The organism is Thermotoga maritima MSB8 (assembly GCF_000008545.1).
Lineage (GTDB): Bacteria > Thermotogota > Thermotogae > Thermotogales > Thermotogaceae > Thermotoga > Thermotoga maritima.
On record NC_000853.1, the window covers coordinates 1,338,676 to 1,356,964 of the forward strand.

Annotated in this window: 16 protein-coding genes; 12 read left to right on the forward strand and 4 right to left on the reverse strand. The window is 41.4% G+C overall.

Features of this window, described 5'->3' with window-relative positions; all coding sequences use genetic code 11:
• The first annotated feature begins 9 nt into the window (after positions 1-9).
• A complete protein-coding gene (locus TM_RS06680; RefSeq protein ID WP_004083354.1) occupies positions 10-1,704 on the forward strand; it encodes an ABC transporter ATP-binding protein in 1,695 nt (564 codons plus the stop codon).
• Positions 1,705-1,787: 83 nt separating this feature from the next.
• Here the strand turns inward: TM_RS06680 and TM_RS06685 are convergent, their stop codons facing one another.
• From TM_RS06685 to TM_RS06695, 3 genes are read right to left on the reverse strand one after another with little or no spacing between them, the layout of a single operon-like run.
• Entirely contained in the window at positions 1,788-1,937 is a 150-nt protein-coding gene (locus tag TM_RS06685) for a type II toxin-antitoxin system HicA family toxin (protein WP_227738448.1), read from the reverse strand.
• A gap of 29 nt (positions 1,938-1,966) precedes the next feature.
• Complete coding sequence (locus TM_RS06690; RefSeq protein WP_004083352.1) at positions 1,967-2,185, reverse strand: type II toxin-antitoxin system HicB family antitoxin; 219 nt, start codon at positions 2,183-2,185, stop codon at positions 1,967-1,969.
• 12 nt (positions 2,186-2,197) lie between these two features.
• Entirely contained in the window at positions 2,198-3,802 is a 1,605-nt protein-coding gene (locus TM_RS06695; protein WP_015646161.1) for a hypothetical protein, read from the reverse strand.
• Positions 3,803-4,770: 968 nt separating this feature from the next.
• Between TM_RS06695 and TM_RS06705 the strand changes: the two genes are divergently transcribed.
• The 9 genes from TM_RS06705 to TM_RS06745 all read left to right on the forward strand — a co-directional run bounded on the left by TM_RS06705 (position 4,771) and on the right by TM_RS06745 (position 12,158).
• On the forward strand, positions 4,771-6,099 hold the full coding sequence (locus TM_RS06705; RefSeq protein ID WP_004083337.1) for a radical SAM/SPASM domain-containing protein: 1,329 nt from the start codon (positions 4,771-4,773) through the stop codon (positions 6,097-6,099).
• Positions 6,080-7,444 carry a radical SAM/SPASM domain-containing protein gene (locus TM_RS06710; RefSeq protein ID WP_010865312.1) on the forward strand — a complete coding sequence of 455 codons (1,365 nt, stop codon included), beginning with the start codon at positions 6,080-6,082 and terminating at the stop codon, positions 7,442-7,444. Before TM_RS06705 ends, TM_RS06710 begins: the two co-directional genes overlap by 20 nt.
• Positions 7,413-7,598: a hypothetical protein gene (locus TM_RS06715; protein WP_004083335.1), complete on the forward strand. Its 186-nt coding sequence runs from the start codon at positions 7,413-7,415 to the stop codon at positions 7,596-7,598. Before TM_RS06710 ends, TM_RS06715 begins: the two co-directional genes overlap by 32 nt.
• Before the next feature lie 7 nt (positions 7,599-7,605).
• Entirely contained in the window at positions 7,606-8,418 is an 813-nt protein-coding gene (locus TM_RS06720) for an ABC transporter permease (protein WP_004083333.1), read from the forward strand.
• A 9-nt stretch (positions 8,419-8,427) separates the two neighbouring features.
• Positions 8,428-9,144 carry an ABC transporter ATP-binding protein gene (locus TM_RS06725; RefSeq protein WP_004083331.1) on the forward strand — a complete coding sequence of 239 codons (717 nt, stop codon included), beginning with the start codon at positions 8,428-8,430 and terminating at the stop codon, positions 9,142-9,144.
• A gap of 6 nt (positions 9,145-9,150) precedes the next feature.
• Positions 9,151-10,866 carry an ABC transporter ATP-binding protein gene (locus TM_RS06730; RefSeq protein ID WP_010865314.1) on the forward strand — a complete coding sequence of 572 codons (1,716 nt, stop codon included), beginning with the start codon at positions 9,151-9,153 and terminating at the stop codon, positions 10,864-10,866.
• A 112-nt stretch (positions 10,867-10,978) separates the two neighbouring features.
• Positions 10,979-11,221 carry a hypothetical protein gene (locus TM_RS06735; protein WP_004083342.1) on the forward strand — a complete coding sequence of 81 codons (243 nt, stop codon included), beginning with the start codon at positions 10,979-10,981 and terminating at the stop codon, positions 11,219-11,221.
• Between the two features lie 122 nt (positions 11,222-11,343).
• Entirely contained in the window at positions 11,344-11,727 is a 384-nt protein-coding gene (locus tag TM_RS06740) for a helix-turn-helix domain-containing protein (RefSeq protein WP_004083341.1), read from the forward strand.
• Entirely contained in the window at positions 11,724-12,158 is a 435-nt protein-coding gene (locus TM_RS06745) for a hypothetical protein (protein WP_010865316.1), read from the forward strand. The genes TM_RS06740 and TM_RS06745 overlap by 4 nt, the downstream gene beginning before the upstream one ends.
• Positions 12,159-12,267: 109 nt before the next feature.
• Here the strand turns inward: TM_RS06745 and TM_RS06750 are convergent, their stop codons facing one another.
• The gene (locus TM_RS06750) at positions 12,268-13,830 is read right to left on the reverse strand and encodes a hypothetical protein (RefSeq protein WP_015646163.1); all 1,563 of its coding nucleotides are present in this window, start codon (positions 13,828-13,830) and stop codon (positions 12,268-12,270) included.
• Positions 13,831-14,570: 740 nt separating this feature from the next.
• Here TM_RS06750 and TM_RS06760 point away from each other — a divergent pair.
• Positions 14,571-16,355, forward strand: coding sequence for a radical SAM protein (locus TM_RS06760; protein WP_004081533.1), 1,785 nt, complete (start codon positions 14,571-14,573; stop codon positions 16,353-16,355).
• Positions 16,348-18,276 (forward strand): hypothetical protein, encoded by a 1,929-nt coding sequence (locus TM_RS06765; protein WP_004081534.1) that lies wholly within the window; start codon positions 16,348-16,350, stop codon positions 18,274-18,276. Before TM_RS06760 ends, TM_RS06765 begins: the two co-directional genes overlap by 8 nt.
• Positions 18,277-18,289 lie beyond the last annotated feature (13 nt).

Genomic DNA, 18,289 nt, shown 5'->3' on the forward strand with positions numbered 1-18,289 from the left:
AAAGTGGGCATGAAAACTGGAAAGTTTCGGCTCTTGAGGAAGAATCACATAGCACTTGCCGTTTTGACAACTGCGAGCTTAGTTGCCTCGGGTTTTTTCTATTCCAGAAGGGTCACTTTGCTTCAAAGTGCCGTTGACAGAGCGATTCACAGCAAAGAACTTTCATCTTTCCTTGGAGACATTCTGTTGTTTCTTGTGTTCCTCTTGTTAACCATTATTTTCGATTTCCTGGCCAGTTTCATGTCCGCTGTCAACAACGTCGGTATGTTCAAAAATTTGGTCAGAAGTCAGATAAGACTGATGCTCGACGCTGATATGCTTGAACTGAAAAAGCAAAACACAGGAGAGATAATAACCCGCATGTTCGATGATGGGTGGTATATAATCAGTCTGTACTCCTCTACAATTCCAGACCTTGTGGCAACATCGTTCAAAGTAGGACTGCTCGTTTTCGTGTTCTACCAGCTCAGTCCCAGGATTCTTCTCATTGCCCTGCTTCTGTCTCCTCTCTACAGTTTTCCACTATCGAGTCCCAGACGGAGAATAATGGAACATCAGGAAAAAGAACGCTCGAGTTTTGAGAAATGTGTCAAGTTTATAAACGAGACGTTGAGTGGGGCGGCGGTTATCAAGGCATTCGAATCGAAGAGATTTTTCTACAAAGAATTCGGAAAATTAACTAACCTGTGGTTGAACACGTCGAATACGCTCTTCAATGTGGTGGCGAAAACGGAGAGTCTCTATCCGTTTTTAAACGGATTGCTCCCGATACTCGTTGTTGCTCTATCGTCTTTTCTCATCGCGAAAAAGGAAATAACAATCGGAAGTGCGATATCGTTTTTCTACTTCATCAGCGGTTTTTATTCATCAATAAGCAACGTTTACAGTTCTGTTCTAGACATTATGAGATCAAGGACGTATAAAGAACGAATTTCAGAGGTTATGGAACTCAGCGCTGAGAAAGGTGGTGGAAAAGAGCTCGGAGACTTCAAACAGATGAGTTTGCAAAATGTTTCCTTTGGATATCCAGATGGCGGGGAGATACTCACTGATTTAAACATAAAGATAGACGCAGGCGACAGGGTGGCCATAGTGGCGAGTTCTGGGGAGGGAAAGAGCACACTTGTGTCACTCTTCAACCGCTTTCTCACACCCACAAAAGGTCAGATCCTCATCAACGACATCCCTATCGAGCAGTATTCACTTTCTTCACTCAGAAAGAAAATCATCCTTGTTCGATCGAACGACATCTTGTTCGATACTACCATCAAAAACAACATCACGCTTTTTGAGGACTTCCCGGAGGATGAGCTGGAACGTATTCTCAGGATGTGTGAGTGCGATTTCGTCGAGAAACTGGAAAACGGGATACACACCGTTGTTGGTGAAAGAGGAACAAAACTCTCGGACGGTCAAAGGCAGAGGATCGTCCTTGCAAGGGCTTTGATCAGGAAACCACAGGTTCTCATCCTGGACGAAGCCACCTCTGGTGTGGACAGCGAGACAGAGGAGAAAATCTTTGAAAAAATTCTGAAGGAAATCAACACCGTGATCATAATCTCCCATAGGCTTTCCACAATAAGAAAAGCAAAGAAGATCATCGTACTGAATAATGGAAGAGTGGAAGCCGAAGGAACACACGAAGAACTCATGGAAAAATCTCCCCTTTACAGGGAGATTGTAAGGAGTCAATTGGAGGTATAAGAACAGTAGAAATGTTTGTGTGGGGAAAGTACTGATATAGATTTTCGAGTATTTTCTTGAATTCTTCCACTGATATACCCGCTTCACGGATGATTTTTCTTATTAAGTGACTTGGGCAAGTCTCTTGCATGAAATGGGATGGTCGTATACTTTCCATTGCTGTGCCTGTAGAACACATGACTTCCTTTTTGGCGAACACGTTGAAATCCAAGTTTCAGTAAAACCTTCTCCATAGTTTTTGGATCAACTATTGGAAGACGACTCAAGTTTCCACCTCTATCATCTCAAGAGCCACGAATTCCTGGTGATTTATTTCATCTCCTGCTTCCTCCAATACGAGCTCAAGCACCTCTTTTAAATTCCTTCTCACTTCTTCTAAGGAACTACCTACAGTATGCACACCTGGAACATCTGGAACCATTCCAACATATTGCTTTGTTTCAGGATCGTATTCAATGATAGCTGTGAAAATTTTACGCATGTTTTTCACCTCTCATTTTTCCACCATGACAAATAATATGGCAATTTCGATTAAATTATACAGGACCATATGCTTCAAGACTCTTTCCAGTCTTCTTCTCACTCTTCCATCCTCTTCACACCAGAAGGCAGCAAACAGGGGTTGAACCTTGAGAGAGTACTTTTTTGCAAATTCTCTCACTACTTCTGGACCTTTTAACCTGATGCCAAACCTCACACCATCGTACCTTCCGTAGTTCCTCAGAAATCTATCAAGGAGCTTTCTGTCTGACTCTTTCATCTCGATGTATCTCAGAACAAATCTTTCCAGTCTCTTTCTTTTCATCCTTGCAAGGGCTCTCTTCACTGCTTCTTTTCTTCCTTCAACGAAAGGATGAGCCTTCACCATTGAAACAACAAATTCCATGGTCCGGTGATCTTTTGCCATGAAATCAGCGAACGACTCAATATCTTCAAGGAGTGTATATGCCTTTTTGAGCTTTTCTTTCCTTGAAAGGAACTCTCTATCAAGAAGAGCCATGTAGGTGGTAAGAAAAAGGATTTGTCTCTGATGAAAGGGGAGCTCTTTAAGCTTTTCTGACGACTCCCTGTATTTTCTTTCAATCTCCATCTTTATCCACTCGTTCCAGACAGGAAAAGGTGCCCCTGTATCAACACCAGATGTCAACAGTTTTCTTATCGTATCTGCACGAATCATTTTTGTTTTCCCTTTCAATATATCTGAGATACCTTTGGAGCTGAGAGTTTTTCCTTTCCAAGCGACCTTTTCAACATATCTTCTCAACTGACTTGTGTTCGGATAAGTTGATCCTGTGTAGTCCAACACAAATTTCTTCGCTTTTTTGAGTAGAGACAGATAATCTTCTGGTACGGGAAGCGAAACGATGATATGTGCAGTGCTGTGGATAGACGGTGAATCCATGTCTTTTTCCACAACAAACAGAGTATCCAGGGCTCCAAAGAGATTTCCTGGTTCCTCTCTGTAGTATCCTAGCCAGAAAACGGCTCCTTGAGAAAGAGCATGGGCAAGTTTTGGATGTTTTTCCCTGATATCCCATGCAAGATCGTTCAGGGAGGAAACAATACAGGTTGGGTGAGGAACCTCCCTGGATAGTCTGTAGGCCTGTATGTAATCGTGTACCGCCTCAGAGAGTCTTCCAGAATCTGCTTCCCTTCTTGCCAGGGAAAGATATAAAAAGGAAAGTGTGGATTTTCTGTAATCGTTTTTCCACACCCTCACCTTCCGTAGTGGCTTTATTCCGCTTGCTTCAAAGTTTATTAAAGTAACGATCACAGTATCTCTTATTGATTTTGACATCTTGGGAAGGTTTCTTTTCAGGTATCTGTATAAGTTCACATCCGTTTTACCTGTATATTTTAAAAATGCCAGTTTGTTCGCTAAAAGGAAGTACTTCGCAGTTTCAGACCTGCTGTTCTCCACAGCTTTGTCTGCTCTCCGAATCGCTTCTTTGAAGTTCCCTTTCCACGCGAGTTTTAAAACATCAAGAATTCTCTTACAATCTCCTGGAATGTTTCCCTCACAGAGAAGATAATTGGCGACCGGGAGAGAAAATGCACCATACTTGAAGATTTCTTTGAGACTCTCAATACCTTTCATTTTCAATCACCTCTTTATAGTTATACCCCAAAAAATCAAATTGTTTCAAAGCCCATGAAATCTGGTGCTGAAAATGTGCTTCTAGAGAGGATTTTGGAACAGCCAAAACTTGAAAACCATATAAGGTTTGATAAGGTGATGACAGGTGATCAGAATGCGAAGGGTTTTGATGATAATCTTTTTGATACTCGTTCTCCTGTCTACAATCATTTTCGCTGACAAAGTGAAGACAGATAACGAAACGCATTCCTGGAAAAGTGAGATTACGGAACAGGTTCAGGTTGCACCCAAAAGTGCAGCTACTTGTGAGGTTACTTTCAAAGGTTCAACTGCTGGAAATCAGAGTTTTTAACCTTTTGCTGTTACTTACAATCTGACTAAATGAAGTTAAAGGGCATTATTAGTATCAATAAAGGATATTTAAAGCAAAATAAAAAATGGAAAGGAGGGTAAGTCATGGAATTTTTAAATAATCCGACTATAGGAAAGATTGGACTGGAGTGTTGTCAAAGTAATGGGAACTGTTCTGAGTGTTTCAATCCGGATTGTAATGGGATATGTGACCCTTCATGCAATGCGGTATGTGATTGTAATGCTCTATGCACACTGTGTATTGTGCCATAAGAAGGAGGGTGAAAACTTATGGAGTTCCTGAACGATCCATTAGAGGTTTTTAAACCAGTTGGAGATATCATGTGTTGTGATAAGAACGGTAACTGTGATTGCATAAACACAGTATGCAACGATTGTGCGTGCTAAAAATATTTACCGTGGGGGTAATAACATGGAATTTTTGAATTTCCCAGATAACTCTCTTTCTCCTCTTTGCTGTTCTACAAATCCCAATTGTGATTGCTGGGATTTGAACTGTTCTGGATGTTTTGATGACATGTGTGCTGGTTGTCTGGTGTGTTCTCCAAACGCGAACTGTACCAGCTGTTTGGCGAAAAACTAAGGGGGGATCTTTCGTGTTCAAACCTTCAAGATACAATGTGATTTTCAGAGATGGCGACTACGTTGTGTTTGTGAACTTTCTAACCAGAGCGATCGCTCGTCTGGAAAAAAGCAAAGCAGAAATTGCAGAGAAGATTCTCAAAGATCCAGACGAAGAGATCCCTGAAGAATGGCTTTCCATAAAGAAAGATTTGATCTACGGTGGGTATATCGTTGATGAGGACTTCGACGAAATAGAGCATCTGAAACTTATGAACAGAATGACCCGCTATGATTCTTCCTCGGTTATGGTCACGATCATACCCACCCTGGCATGCAATTTTGATTGTATCTACTGCTATGAATCGAAAACAGGACCTTCGATGACAGCGAAAACGGCAGAAAGGATCGTAGAATATCTGAAAAGGCTGATTCGAACCAGAAGATCTATAAGTGTAGGCTGGTTCGGCGGGGAACCCCTCCTGTGTTTTGACGTGGTGAAGTTCGTAAACTCATCGCTGATAGAAGCATGCAGAGAAAACAATGTGGATTTTCACTCCTCCATGTCAACGAATGGATACCTTCTCGACAAAGAAAAAGCGGAATGGTTTGACAGGCTCGAAATAAGAAACGTTCAAATAACGATCGATGGCCCAGAAGATGTTCACAATAAATACAGGCCTTTGAAAGGTGGCAAGGGAACTTTCGACACCATTGTGGAAAATCTGGAGAATCTCTTCAGGGTCACGGAGAAACTTCAGGTCACGTTCAGAATGAATGTGGGACCTGACAACTTCCATCGTGTAGAAGAGTTTCTGAACGTTCTGGAGCGATTTCCGAAAGACAGAACGAGGGTATATTTCAGGTGGATTTTTGGATCGAACAGCAGGGAATTCTTTTTCAGGAAGGTCTATGAGATCAGAGATCGGGAGTCTCTGAACATTCTCAATTTCTACGAAAGTGCTGCGAAAAGAGGCTTCAATGTGTTTCTTCCCGTTCTTGTGCAAAACAGATACTGTGAGTACGACTGTGTGTCTTCTGTTGTGATAGGTCCACAGGGAGAGTTGTATCCATGCACAGTGAGAGTGGGAAAAGGCATGGAGATAGGAAGATTGACCAACCGAGGACTGGAATACGACAGGAAAAAATATCTCAGATGGCATTCTTTCGATGCTTTCGAAAGCGAAGAATGCATGAGGTGCAAACTCCTTCCTGTGTGCATGGGAGGATGTAGAAGTGCCAGGTTCGATGGCAAAACGGGATGCCCTGAAGAGAAAAAGGATCCGGAGAAATTCGCAAGGGAATGGTACAGGATAAAACTCCTTGAAAGGCAGGTCGAAAAACTTGAAGCCTTCAAGATTTAATTTGGTAATAAATGAAAGCGATGGCACACTTTTGTTCAACACGCTTTCTCAAGCCCTTCTGTGGATAGATAGGAAAAACACCAACAAGGTACTGAAGACCCTGGAAGATCCTTCCTCGACAGAACTTTCGAAAACGGAAGTTGAAAAGTTGAAACGGGGAATGTTTTTGCTTGATGACAACTTCGATGAACTGGAGTTTCTAAAATTTCGCTTCAACACGTATCGCTACAGTGACAGATTTTTGAGATACACAATTGTTTTAACCCACTCCTGTAACTTCGATTGCGTTTACTGTTATCAGAAGGTACTTCATATTTCCTCGGGATCCTACATTTCTGAAAAAGTGCAAAGCAACTTCCTCCTGGATGTGGAAAGAAAATTAGAATACCAAAAACCAAACCTGCTGAGCGTTACTTTCTACGGGGGAGAACCTTTGCTTCTGGAAGAAACAGTGGTGAATCTGAGCAGCAAACTGAAAAGACTCTGCGAAAAATATGGTGTGAAGTACGATTCCTTCATCGTGACAAATGGCTACCTTCTGACGGAGAAGATGGTAGATGATCTTCAGAAAGCAGGAATAAAGGCACTGGACATAACACTGGACGGTACAGAGGTGTACCACGATCGGTACAGGAAAGCCAGAAACGGTGCTCCAACTTTCAGCTCCATTTTCGAAAATATCTTTCGTGCTGTCAACAAAGGCTTATTCGTTCAGATCAGAGTGAACGTGTCTAGAGAGAACATTGAAGATGTGAAGAAACTCATCGATAGGATAGCAGAGAAAAAGTTGAGAGTGGAGTTCAATTTCCAGCCCATAGAGATCGTTGAGGGAAATCCCACAGGCTTTCAGGACACAGCACTGAACACAGAAGAGTTTGCGGAGATAGAAACGAAGCTGTGGTGGTACATCAGGGAGAAAATTCCTGAGTATCCTTTTGAATATTTCAAAAAACCACGTTTTGCAAGATGTGATGCCATGTGTAAGAACAGTTTCGTGGTCGATGTGGATGGAAGAGTGTACAAATGTTGGGGAGAACTTGGTATGGAGAACTGTTCAGGTTTTTTGAAAGAAACCGGAGTCGAATTCACTGGATCGTATTTGAAGTGGTTGACGTATGACCCACTTGAAGACGAAGAATGCAGAAGATGCCTTGTGCTTCCTTTCTGTATGGGTGGATGTGCTTTCAACAGGGTGGTTTATAGAACCCTGAAATCCTCAAAGGTAAAAAAGCCTCACACATGCATCCCGTTGAGGTACAATTTAAATGAGTTTATAAAGATAGTTGCAGATTACAAAAGGAGGAGTGCCGTTCATGGAATTTCTCAACGATCCAGTGGTGGATGAAAAGGTCTATCTGAGTTTCTGCGATAGTCTGAAAGACCGATGTGGAGACAGAGTGGGAAACTGTGATGAATGTACGAACAGTCACTGTGTAGGCCTTTGCAACACCGAATGTGATCATGTTCCATGGTGGAAGCGAATTTTCCTCTGGTGGTGAAGGTCATTTGAAACTTCTGATCAAAACGTTGTACTTCATTAGAAAAGATATCCTCATCTGGCTTTCTTACAGAACACAGCTTGTTCTCGGGCTCTTATCCGGTTTTGTGGGAATTGTCCAGTTCGGTTTCATTGGAAAATTCATCGCACAGGGGAACTACTTTCCCCTGATAGAGCGATACGGTGGTGACATCCTGGCGTACTTCATCACTGGTTCTGTTTTCATGTCTTACACGAATCTTGCCCTCATGACCTTCAAAGGTGTCATACAGAGAGAACAGAGCATGGGAACTCTCGAGTACATCCTTCTTTCAAAGACACCTCTCTGGCAGCTTTTTCTCTTCAGTTTCGTGTCTTCCTTCTTTTTCACCACGCTGAACATCACACTGATTTTTCTGGGACTGGTCTATCTCTTCTCGGTTCATATCACACCGAACTTTCTTGAAGCCCTGGTTGTTCTTTTCACTGTAATGCTTCCTCTCATGGGTATTGGCCTTCTCTCTGCGTCCATCGTTCTCGTCACAAAAAGAGGAGATCCTGTGGGGTGGCTTTACACCACACTCAGTGGCTTGTTTTCTGGTATCTACTTTCCCGTGGAAATTCTTCCAGACTGGATAAGACCTGTTTCGTACCTCATTCCCAGCACTTATGGCATAGACCTTTTGCGAAGAGTCCTCATGAGAGGCGAACACCTTTCCAGTGTGTCGGAAGGACTGGTTCTTCTTGCAGCAACAGGAACAGTATTGATATCAGCGGGAATCGTTGCGTTCAAAAGATCCTTCAATCAGGCCCGATTGAGAGGAAGTCTGAGCTGGTACTGAGGTGAAAACGTGCTAGAGGTGATCGATGTCTGGAAGAAATACCCTCCGAAAACACAGGCTTTAAGGGAAGTGAGTTTTGAGGCGGAAGAAGGAAGTATCACGGCGGTCTTCGGCGAGAACGGTTCTGGAAAGACGACGCTTTTGAAGGTTATAGCCTCCTTTCTCATTCCTGACAGAGGGAAGGTTCTCATAGACAGTGTGAACATCGTGGAAAAGCCTTCCTTTGCAGTAGAAAAGGTCAGCATATCAACCGGGTATGAGAGGAGCTTCTACTACAGGTTGAGTGTGGAAGAGAATCTGAAGTTTTTTGGTATGTTGAACGACCTTCTTGGAAAAACGCTGAAGAGAGAAACAGAAAGAGTGATGAAGGAACTGGGTCTTCTGGAGTGCAGGAAAAAGAGGTACATGGAACTTTCCACCGGGTACAAAAAAAGAGTTGATGTGGCAAGAGCCCTGATGAAAAAGGCGAGCATATACATCTTCGATGAGCCGTGCAGTGGAGTTGATCTCAGAACGAGATTGAAGATACACGAGATCATGAAAAGACTCAAAGAGAGTGGTAGAATCGTCATCTTTGCAAGTCATGACCTGGAGGATCTAAAGATCGCAGACAGGGTGATCGTTTTGAAAAAGGGCGAAAAAGTTCTCGAATTTTCTCCAAAAAAGGAAGATTTGGCGGCAGTGTTGAGAGGTATTTTAGAGATACAGGCATTTCCGGGGGATTGAGAGGCTATGAAATTTTTCTCAGCAAGTAACGTCAGAGACGATATCAAAAAATTCGAGAGGAAATACAAAAGGTACTATCCGATCTTCTTGTTACTGGAGAGCCTGTTTTTAACCACCAACGTTCTCACTCCACTTCTCATAAAAAAGACCATCGACAGTGCGTTCTACAGGGGTTCTGTAGAAGAAGTCGCTCTGTTTTCCATACTTTATTTTGTCGTTCTTGTGTCTCAGTCCTTCATCATGTACAGACTGAACTTCTCAGTTGCGAAACACCTGCTGAACGCATCACGGGCTAAGGAATCAAAGGGGGTTTATGCGAAAATCCTGACACTTCCACTATCTTTTCTGAACTCGAAAAACACCGGTGATTATCTTTCGATCTTCATGAGGGATATTCCGAAGGTGGCCTCGGGGGTTTATCTTGCGAGGCTTCAGTTTTTCTTCAATCTGGGATTTTTTCTTGTTGTTCTTTCGCTTCTGTTCATTCTGAATGTGAAACTTGCCCTTGTGGTTCTGGCGAGCATCGTTCTGTTTTTTGTATCGACTTCAATCCTGAAAAAGATGGTCATCAGGACATCTCAGAGAGATCAGGAAGCCTACCAGAGATTTTTGAAAAGATCCAGAGAAGTGGTGGAAGGAACACCGGTTCTCAAACAGTTTTCTGGCCTTTTGTTTCTCAGAGATTTCCTCGATTCAAGTGCCAGAGAGTGGAGCAGGGCAAGCATCATCCACAGCACGGTAAACGAACTTTCGAACAGGAACATCGAGATGAACAGATGGGTCGGGAGTACCATTGTCCTTGCCTTCGGTGTTTACCTTCTCTGGAAGGGTGAGATAAGTGTTGGAACGCTTCTGGCTTTTGAATCCTATATGAACTGGATATACGACATCGTCAGAATGGCACTCACAGGTCTGACGACGTTTTTCTCTACAGTTCCAAACTGGGAAAATTTTACAAGAGTGTTTTCCCTGCCCTTTGAAAGAGCAAGCGGAATAGATCTTGAAAGGTTCGAAAAACTGCAGTTGAAAAACGTGCATTTTAAATACGATGAAACACCTGTTCTCACTGGTTTGAATTTCGAGATAAACTCCGGGGATAAGATCGCAATTGTGGCAAGATCTGGTGCAGGAAAGAGCACGCTCGTTTCTCTTTTCAACAGGCTACTGTCTCCCACAGAGGGTGAAATTCTCATAAACGGTGTTCCCATCGAACAGTACTCTCTTCAATCACTCAGAAGAAACATCGTTCTTGTTCGATCGAACGATATTTTGTTCGACACCACTATCAAAAACAATATCACCCTTTTTGAAGACTTCCCAGAAGATGAGATCGAAAATGTTCTCAAAATGTGTGAGTGTGACTTTGTTAAGGAACTGGAAAACGGAATAGACACGGTTGTTGGAGAAAGAGGGACAAGACTCTCAGATGGTCAGAGACAGAGAATCGTCCTTGCAAGGGCCCTGATAAGAAAGCCGCAGGTTCTGATTCTGGACGAGGTTACATCTGGTGTTGACAGCGAAACAGAGGAAAAGATCCTTGAAAAAATTCTGAATGAGATCGAGACGGTGATCATCGTCTCTCATAGACTTTCTACCATAAAAAAGGCCAGCAGAATCATTGTACTGAACGATGGAAGGGTGGAAGCTGAAGGGACCCACGAAGAACTCATGAAGAAATCTCCTCTCTACAGAGAAATTGTGAAGAGCCAGCTGATGAGATGATTCGATTTTTCTGCCACACGTCAACTGAATTGTAACAAATCGTCCATTTGTAAAATTATGACTTATTTAGGTTATAACCGCTAACGGGTGTATAGGGGAAAGGACGGTGTTCATGAAAAAAGAGATAATAACATTGGACGAGTTTCAGAAAGAATTCGAAGAACTGATAAAAAGGTATGTTCCAAGACGAAGAAGGGATAAATTGATATCGAAATATGAAAGTCTGATAAATACTCTGGCCATTGAAGGAGAAAAAGTCTTAGTGCAACCTTACTTCGAAAAACTCAAAGGGATTGGTGATGTGAATTTATATGCTCTTAGGTTGGAAAAGAAAAATCCAAAAAGAACTATGTAGTTTTTCTCTGCGCTTTTTTAGAAAAGGAAAGCAGCGATTATGACAGAGCTATAAACAACGCAAAGAAAAGATTACAAAAGATCACGGGAATATTGTGAAAGATCTAAGAGGAGGTGACGGAGGTGAAGGAATTCAAAAAGTATTCCGATGTTTTTGAATTGTTCGAAGAAATGGGATTTCATCATTCTGAAGAGGAAAAAGTTTTTATCGAAGTGATGTCTCAGATAGGAGGTCAGCTGCTAGCCTATAGGAAGATGCACAACCTGACCCAGAAAGATCTGGCCAAAAAGCTTGGAGTATCCCAGTCTATGGTTTCAAAAATTGAAACAGGAGAGAAAAACATATCTATTAGGGTGCTGGCAAAGATAGTCGCTGCACTTGGTGGTAAAATCAAAATATCTCTTGGGTTACTGCCGGAAGAAGAAAACAAATCACCAAGATATGGCTTTGGAGTGTCTGAAGAAATAATCACATCTTTTGAAGCTCAAAGGAGTGTCGCTGCATGATGAAGCAAAAAAATAGTATTATCCCTTCAAGGAGTTTTTTCAGAATGCTGGGTTACTTCATTGAAGAAGCAAAATTTCAGTTAAAAGAAGTAAAAGGCAATTTTATTGATTACCAACTCGAACTCGAGCCAGAATTTGGAAAAATAGTTCATCAAAAAGATTATTTTTCTAGGAGCATCGTTTTAGGTGTTTACATAAGAGGAAGGCAAGGAAATGTACAGGTTCACGATATGTATGTAAGAATAAAAGGTAAATTCGAAGCCAATATTGAAGAAAGCAGCGAAGATTTGTTTGACAAACTTTGTAAATACAATGGTTTAATGAACCTACTCATTATAGTTCGATCTTTCGTAGCCACAACAACTGCTCAAATGGGGATTCATCCTGTGCTCATTCCTATGATAGACTTAACAAAGGTTGAGGTAAATTAGTCTTTGATTGACAGATCTTCAACTGTACAAGCCACTCTTCTTTAGAAGAATGGTAAGCGGTCAGTGGAGACAGGATTCACAGATTCCATAAAGAGTTAGGGCATCGTGTTCAATTTAGAAACATGTATTTCAAAATTCTTTCCAGTCTTCTTCTCACTCTTCCATCCTCTTCACACCAGAAGGCAGCAAACAGGGGTTGAACCTTGAGAGAGTACTTTTTTGCAAATTCTCTCACTACTTCTGGACCTTTTAACCTGATGCCAAACCTCACACCATCGTACCTTCCGTAGTTCCTCAGAAATCTATCAAGGAGCTTTCTGTCTGACTCTTTCATCTCGATGTATCTCAGAACAAATCTTTCCAGTCTCTTTCTTTTCATCCTTGCAAGGGCTCTCTTCACTGCTTCTTTTCTTCCTTCAACGAAAGGATGAGCCTTCACCATTGAAACAACAAATTCCATGGTCCGGTGATCTTTTGCCATGAAATCAGCGAACGACTCAATATCTTCAAGGAGTGTATATGCCTTTTTGAGCTTTTCTTTCCTTGAAAGGAACTCTCTATCAAGAAGAGCCATGTAGGTGGTAAGAAAAAGGATTTGTCTCTGATGAAAGGGGAGCTCTTTAAGCTTTTCTGACGACTCCCTGTATTTTCTTTCAATCTCCATCTTTATCCACTCGTTCCAGACAGGAAAAGGTGCCCCTGTATCAACACCAGATGTCAACAGTTTTCTTATCGTATCTGCACGAATCATTTTTGTTTTCCCTTTCAATATATCTGAGATACCTTTGGAGCTGAGAGTTTTTCCTTTCCAAGCGACCTTTTCAACATATCTTCTCAACTGACTTGTGTTCGGATAAGTTGATCCTGTGTAGTCCAACACAAATTTCTTCGCTTTTTTGAGTAGAGACAGATAATCTTCTGGTACGGGAAGCGAAACGATGATATGTGCAGTGCTGTGGATAGACGGTGAATCCATGTCTTTTTCCACAACAAACAGAGTATCCAGGGCTCCAAAGAGATTTCCTGGTTCCTCTCTGTAGTATCCTAGCCAGAAAACAGCTCCTTTAGAAAGATCGTAGGCGAGTTTTGGGTGTTTTTCCTTAATGTCCCATGCCAGATCGTTCAAAGAGGAAACCATACAGGTTGGATGGGGAATTTCTCTGGACAGTTTGTAAGCCTGTATGTAACCGTGCACCGCTTCAGAGAGGTCTCCAGAATCTGCTTCCCTTCTTGCCAGGGAGAGATATAAAAAAGAAAGTGTGGATTTTCTGTAGTTGTTCTTCCACACCCTCATCTTCCGCAGTGGCTTTACTCCGCTTGCTTCAAAGTTTATTAAAGTAACGATCACAGTATCTCTTATTGATTTTGACATCTTGGGAAGGTTTCTTTTCAGGTACCTGTACAGATTCATATCTACTTTGCCTGTATATTTTAAAAATACCAGTTTGTTCGCTAAAAGGAAGTACTTCGCAGTTTCAGACCTGCTGTTCTCCACAGCTTTGTCTGCTCTCCGAATCGCTTCTTTGAAGTTCCCTTTCCACGCGAGTTTTAAAACATCAAGAATTCTCTTACAATCTCCTGGAATGTTTCCCTCACAGAGAAGATAATTGGCGACCGGGAGAGAAAATGCACCATACTTGAAGATTTCTTTGAGACTCTCAATACCTTTCATTTTCAATCACCTCTTTATAGTTATACCCCAAAAAATCAAATTGTTTCAAAGCCCATGAAATCTGGTGCTGAAAATGTGCTTTTAAAGAGGATTTTGGAACAGCCAAAACTTGAAAACCATATAAGGTTTGATAAAGTGATGACAGGTGATCAGAATGCGAAGGGTTTTGATGATAATCTTTTTGATACTCGTTCTCCTGTCTACAATCATTTTCGCTGACAAAGTGAAGACAGATAACGAAACGCATTCCTGGAAAAGTGAGATTACGGAACAGGTTCAGGTTGCACCCAAAAGTGCAGCTACTTGTGAGGTTACTTTCAAAGGTTCAACTGCTGGAAATCAGAGTTTTTAACCCTTGTTCTGCTGTACGTAAAAAATCATTTTTATTTAAGTTCACAGAAATTTTGCGATCTAAAAAACAGCCCTGTAAGTTCTTTTCAAATCATTGAAGAATTTTCTTTAAAACTTGAAAACCATATAGGGTGTTTTAGCATCTGTGCGGGGGGTGAGAAATATTGGCACCGTGCAGATGTGGGAAAGTTCCTGAGTTGTTGAGGAGGATTTTGATTCTGATGGCAAGACAGACGCAGGGAACGAAATGCAAACTTTTTGAGAGAGTGTATATAATATCTTTTAATATACTTTTTAGGAGAAGCGAAAAAGACCGATGGCTCAAGTGAGAGGTAAAGGATGAAAATTTGTACAAAGGGCAAGAAATGGTTCATTTTGGGGGATGAAACATGAGAACTTCTCTTCTTTATAAGATCAAGGAAGAAGAAAGAATACTTCCTTCCAAAAATTTAAAAGGCAATGAAATCATCTTCATTCTGGCTTTTCCTGACATATACAAGTACGGTTTGCCGAATCTAGGAATCCAGACCCTGTATAAAGAGCTGTATCTTAGAGATGATGTTGCTGTTGATAGGTATTACACAGACGAAGATCAGCCTTTCTCTTTCGAATACGGTTTCAAACTAAAAGATAGTGATTTCATAGGTATTAGTTTTCAATACGAAGGAATCGTGTTAAATGCTTTCAAAATATTGAAAGCAGGTTCTATACCATTGATCAATCTTCTCAGAGAAGAGAACGATCCCATTATAATAGGTGGAGGACCTGTAGCTAATTATAATCCACTGCCGTTATCTCTAGTTTGTGATGTCATAGTCTTAGGAGAGGCAGAAGAGGCTATTCATAAAATCATAGATTCATACAAAGTTTATCGAAATGTAAAAAGAAAGCGTATGAAATTCCTGCAGGCTGTCTCTCAAATAGAAGGGATTTACGTGCCTTGTATTCACGGTTTTTTCCAAACGGGTATGGTGAAACAAACCAGTCCTGTTGATATAAACGAACATCCAGCACATAGTATATTCGTTACTAAAAATACCGTTTATGAGGAAAGAGTTTTTTCTATAGAAGTGAGACGAGGATGTACCCAAAGATGCAGATTTTGTTATATGGGGCATAGGTTAAAACCACCTAGAACTTTAAGATGGGAAACATTCAAGAAAATAGTTGATCTAGCAATTGATCAGTGCAATGTGGAAATAATTAAACTCTTCTATGAAGGACTAGAAACTAGGATTGTAGAGCATTATCTTGAATACATCATTAAAAAAGGAGGGAGAGTGAGGATCGGTTCTCAGAGATTAGAAAAATTGTCGAAGCGGATAATAGAGATTGCTGCAATTTCCGGCCAAAGAAAGATAACTGTAGCACCAGAAACGAGCGGAAGATTACGCAAAGTAATAGGTAAACACGAAATAAAGGATGAGGAAATATTGGAAGTGGTTAGGATCTCTTCCCTCTATGGCATACCAGATTTCGGTCTTTACTTTATCTTAGCCATACCTGGCGAGACATTTGAGGATTTAGATAAGATAGCAGATCTTATAATGAAGGTTCGGCATCAAATGAACAAACTAAAGAATACTGATGGGCGCTTGGAAATAGGTATAAATCCTTTATATCCTAAACCTTTCACTCCTTTCCAGTATGTGAAACTTCCGTCGCTTAAGAATATTGAGGACAGATTTCTTTACATTGTAGAGAAAGTTAAAAAAGAAGGATTTCCTGTGGTTATATCAAATGATGTTGTTGACGAAAAAGTGGAAAAAAGACAAAAAGATGAAAATGAAAATGAGTCGCTTGTAAAATTTGAAACAACGGTGTTTCATCCAATTTCTTTACTCCAACCAATGATTTCAAGGGGAGGATTAGAAATAGCTTTCTTGCTACACTATTTGCATAGCAAACGCTTCAATACTGTCAGTGATCTTGAGAATCTCCTGAATGAGTTTGGTATAAATGCAGCTTGGTACTTTGAGGAATATATTGATAAATACTGTCCTTGGAAGATCCAGAAAACTTTAATATCAGAAGATTATCTATTAAAAGAATATTTTAAGGCTTTGAACTTTATATCAACAGATGAGGAATGTAAGTTAAATTGTTCTCAATGCTTTAATCGATGTATTGATATATCGACGACCAACTATCAGGGGGGAATGTCGAATGCTTGAGATTGTGGCCTTCAGAGGGGATGAATATGGTCTTTCAGCCAGGATACTGGCTGATTTTCTCGATGAATTCAGAATCCATGAAATGTCCCCCGATAACTTCAACGGGAAAGAAGAGATAGAAAATGACTTCATAATCGTGTGCAATCCAAAACTGCTGACGGAAAATTTCCTGAGGCAGGCGTATGAATACTCCAGAGACAGGGGCATTTACTTTGGAGTCATATCTGCCCTCTCCATCGATCTGCTGAGAGAAAAACTCGCAAATTACCAGGAACAGATCTCACTTGATCCCCAGCAGTATCTTATAATCTTGAGGAAGGAAAACAAAAGTATAAAACACAGACTCAACGCGGAAGTTTTCACGCGGTACGAAAGCACGGTGGACAACTTCGACAGAGTGAAGCACAAAAAGCTCTGTTTGAGCATGGTGATAGATGGAAACAGAAGGCATCTGCATCTGAGTGACGGAAAGATCTGCGGAATCAACAGAGACATCCCTCTGGAAGAGATTTACAGATACTTCCCGGACTGTCAGAACTGCGAATATGAGAGGGTTTATGCTCAGGATGTTCAGGCTGAGTGTATCTTCATGGACTCGTGCTCAAGCACTCTCATTTCCACCTCAGAGAAGGGAGAGTACATAAACGTTGGAATGAACTTTTTGAAGAACGCAAAGGTCCTCATCAGCTCTTACAGGCCAAAACAAGGCTATAACAGTGAGGCTCTTCTTTTCCATCATCTCATCTCTCACGGATTCGAGGCAGGAGAAGTGCTCTACATTCTGAACACGAACTCCTACAACCACTGCTCGGACTACCTTCCGTACATACTCTACGGCTTTCCAAACGCAAAGGTGACCATTCCAGAAAAACTGGAAGTGGACAGGCTGAGAATGGGGAAAAGCGAGATCGTTTTAGAAATCGACAGAATTGCTGGGATGAGGCTTTTAGAGATTCATGCAGGAGAGGATATTCTCAATGAAGTATTGAAAAGGCAGTTCTATGTGTTTTCCAGCGACGAGATAAGGAAGGACGTGTTCTACTCGGTGATACCCTATCCGCTCAAAAACAGTATCAAACTCTTTTTGTATTCATGGGAAGAAGTGAATGGGCCGTTGAGAATTGTTTTCGGAGTGGGGAAAAGGCTAAGAGAAGATGTGTATTCAAAAAGATATTTCAACATGAGAAAACTGGAACTTCTGGGATTCAGGCACAAGAAGATTCAGAATCAGGTTCACGATTACTTCTCGAAGATAAACGAGCAAACGGAGGTTCTGGACGAAGCAAACAGAAACCTGAAAAACTTCGATTTGCACAGATTGAGTAAGAATCTGTCAGCAGTGGAGGAGAGAATCTACAACCTTCTGGCCGATCATCTTCTTTCACAGAATCCGAAGTTTTTCATAGAGGTGTACGGCGAAAACATGACGGTCAGATGTGCAGAAGAAGACCTTCACAAAACCATCAGGTGTCCGTACTGTGGTAATTACCTGTCAATAAAAGAGAGCGAAAACACTCTCGTACCCATGAAAAGATACTCTGGATTTTGCAGCAACTGTCACAACGTTTTCGACACCGAGAGCGTTCATCCCCCGAAGTATCCTGAGATAGTCCTTGTTCACGAGCAACCCGACAGAAAGATCTTCTACGTGAAAGTCTGGAATGAAAATGCCCACACCACGAACAACCTGGTGTGTTTCAACCTGTGGTGTGAGAACAGAAGTGAAATGGAAAACATTTATTTGAGCAGAGATTTTCAGGTCTTCACGCTTGAGCCTGGTGGGGAGGAAAAGTTCGAAGTCGAGGTGGCCCTGAAAAGGACAGATCAGAGAATCAACAAGACCTACTGTCTCTACGTATACTGGTTTGAAGACTTCAATCTCAGTGTCAGCACCTACACCTTCAGACTGAAGAACGTGTAGAGGAGGTGAAAGG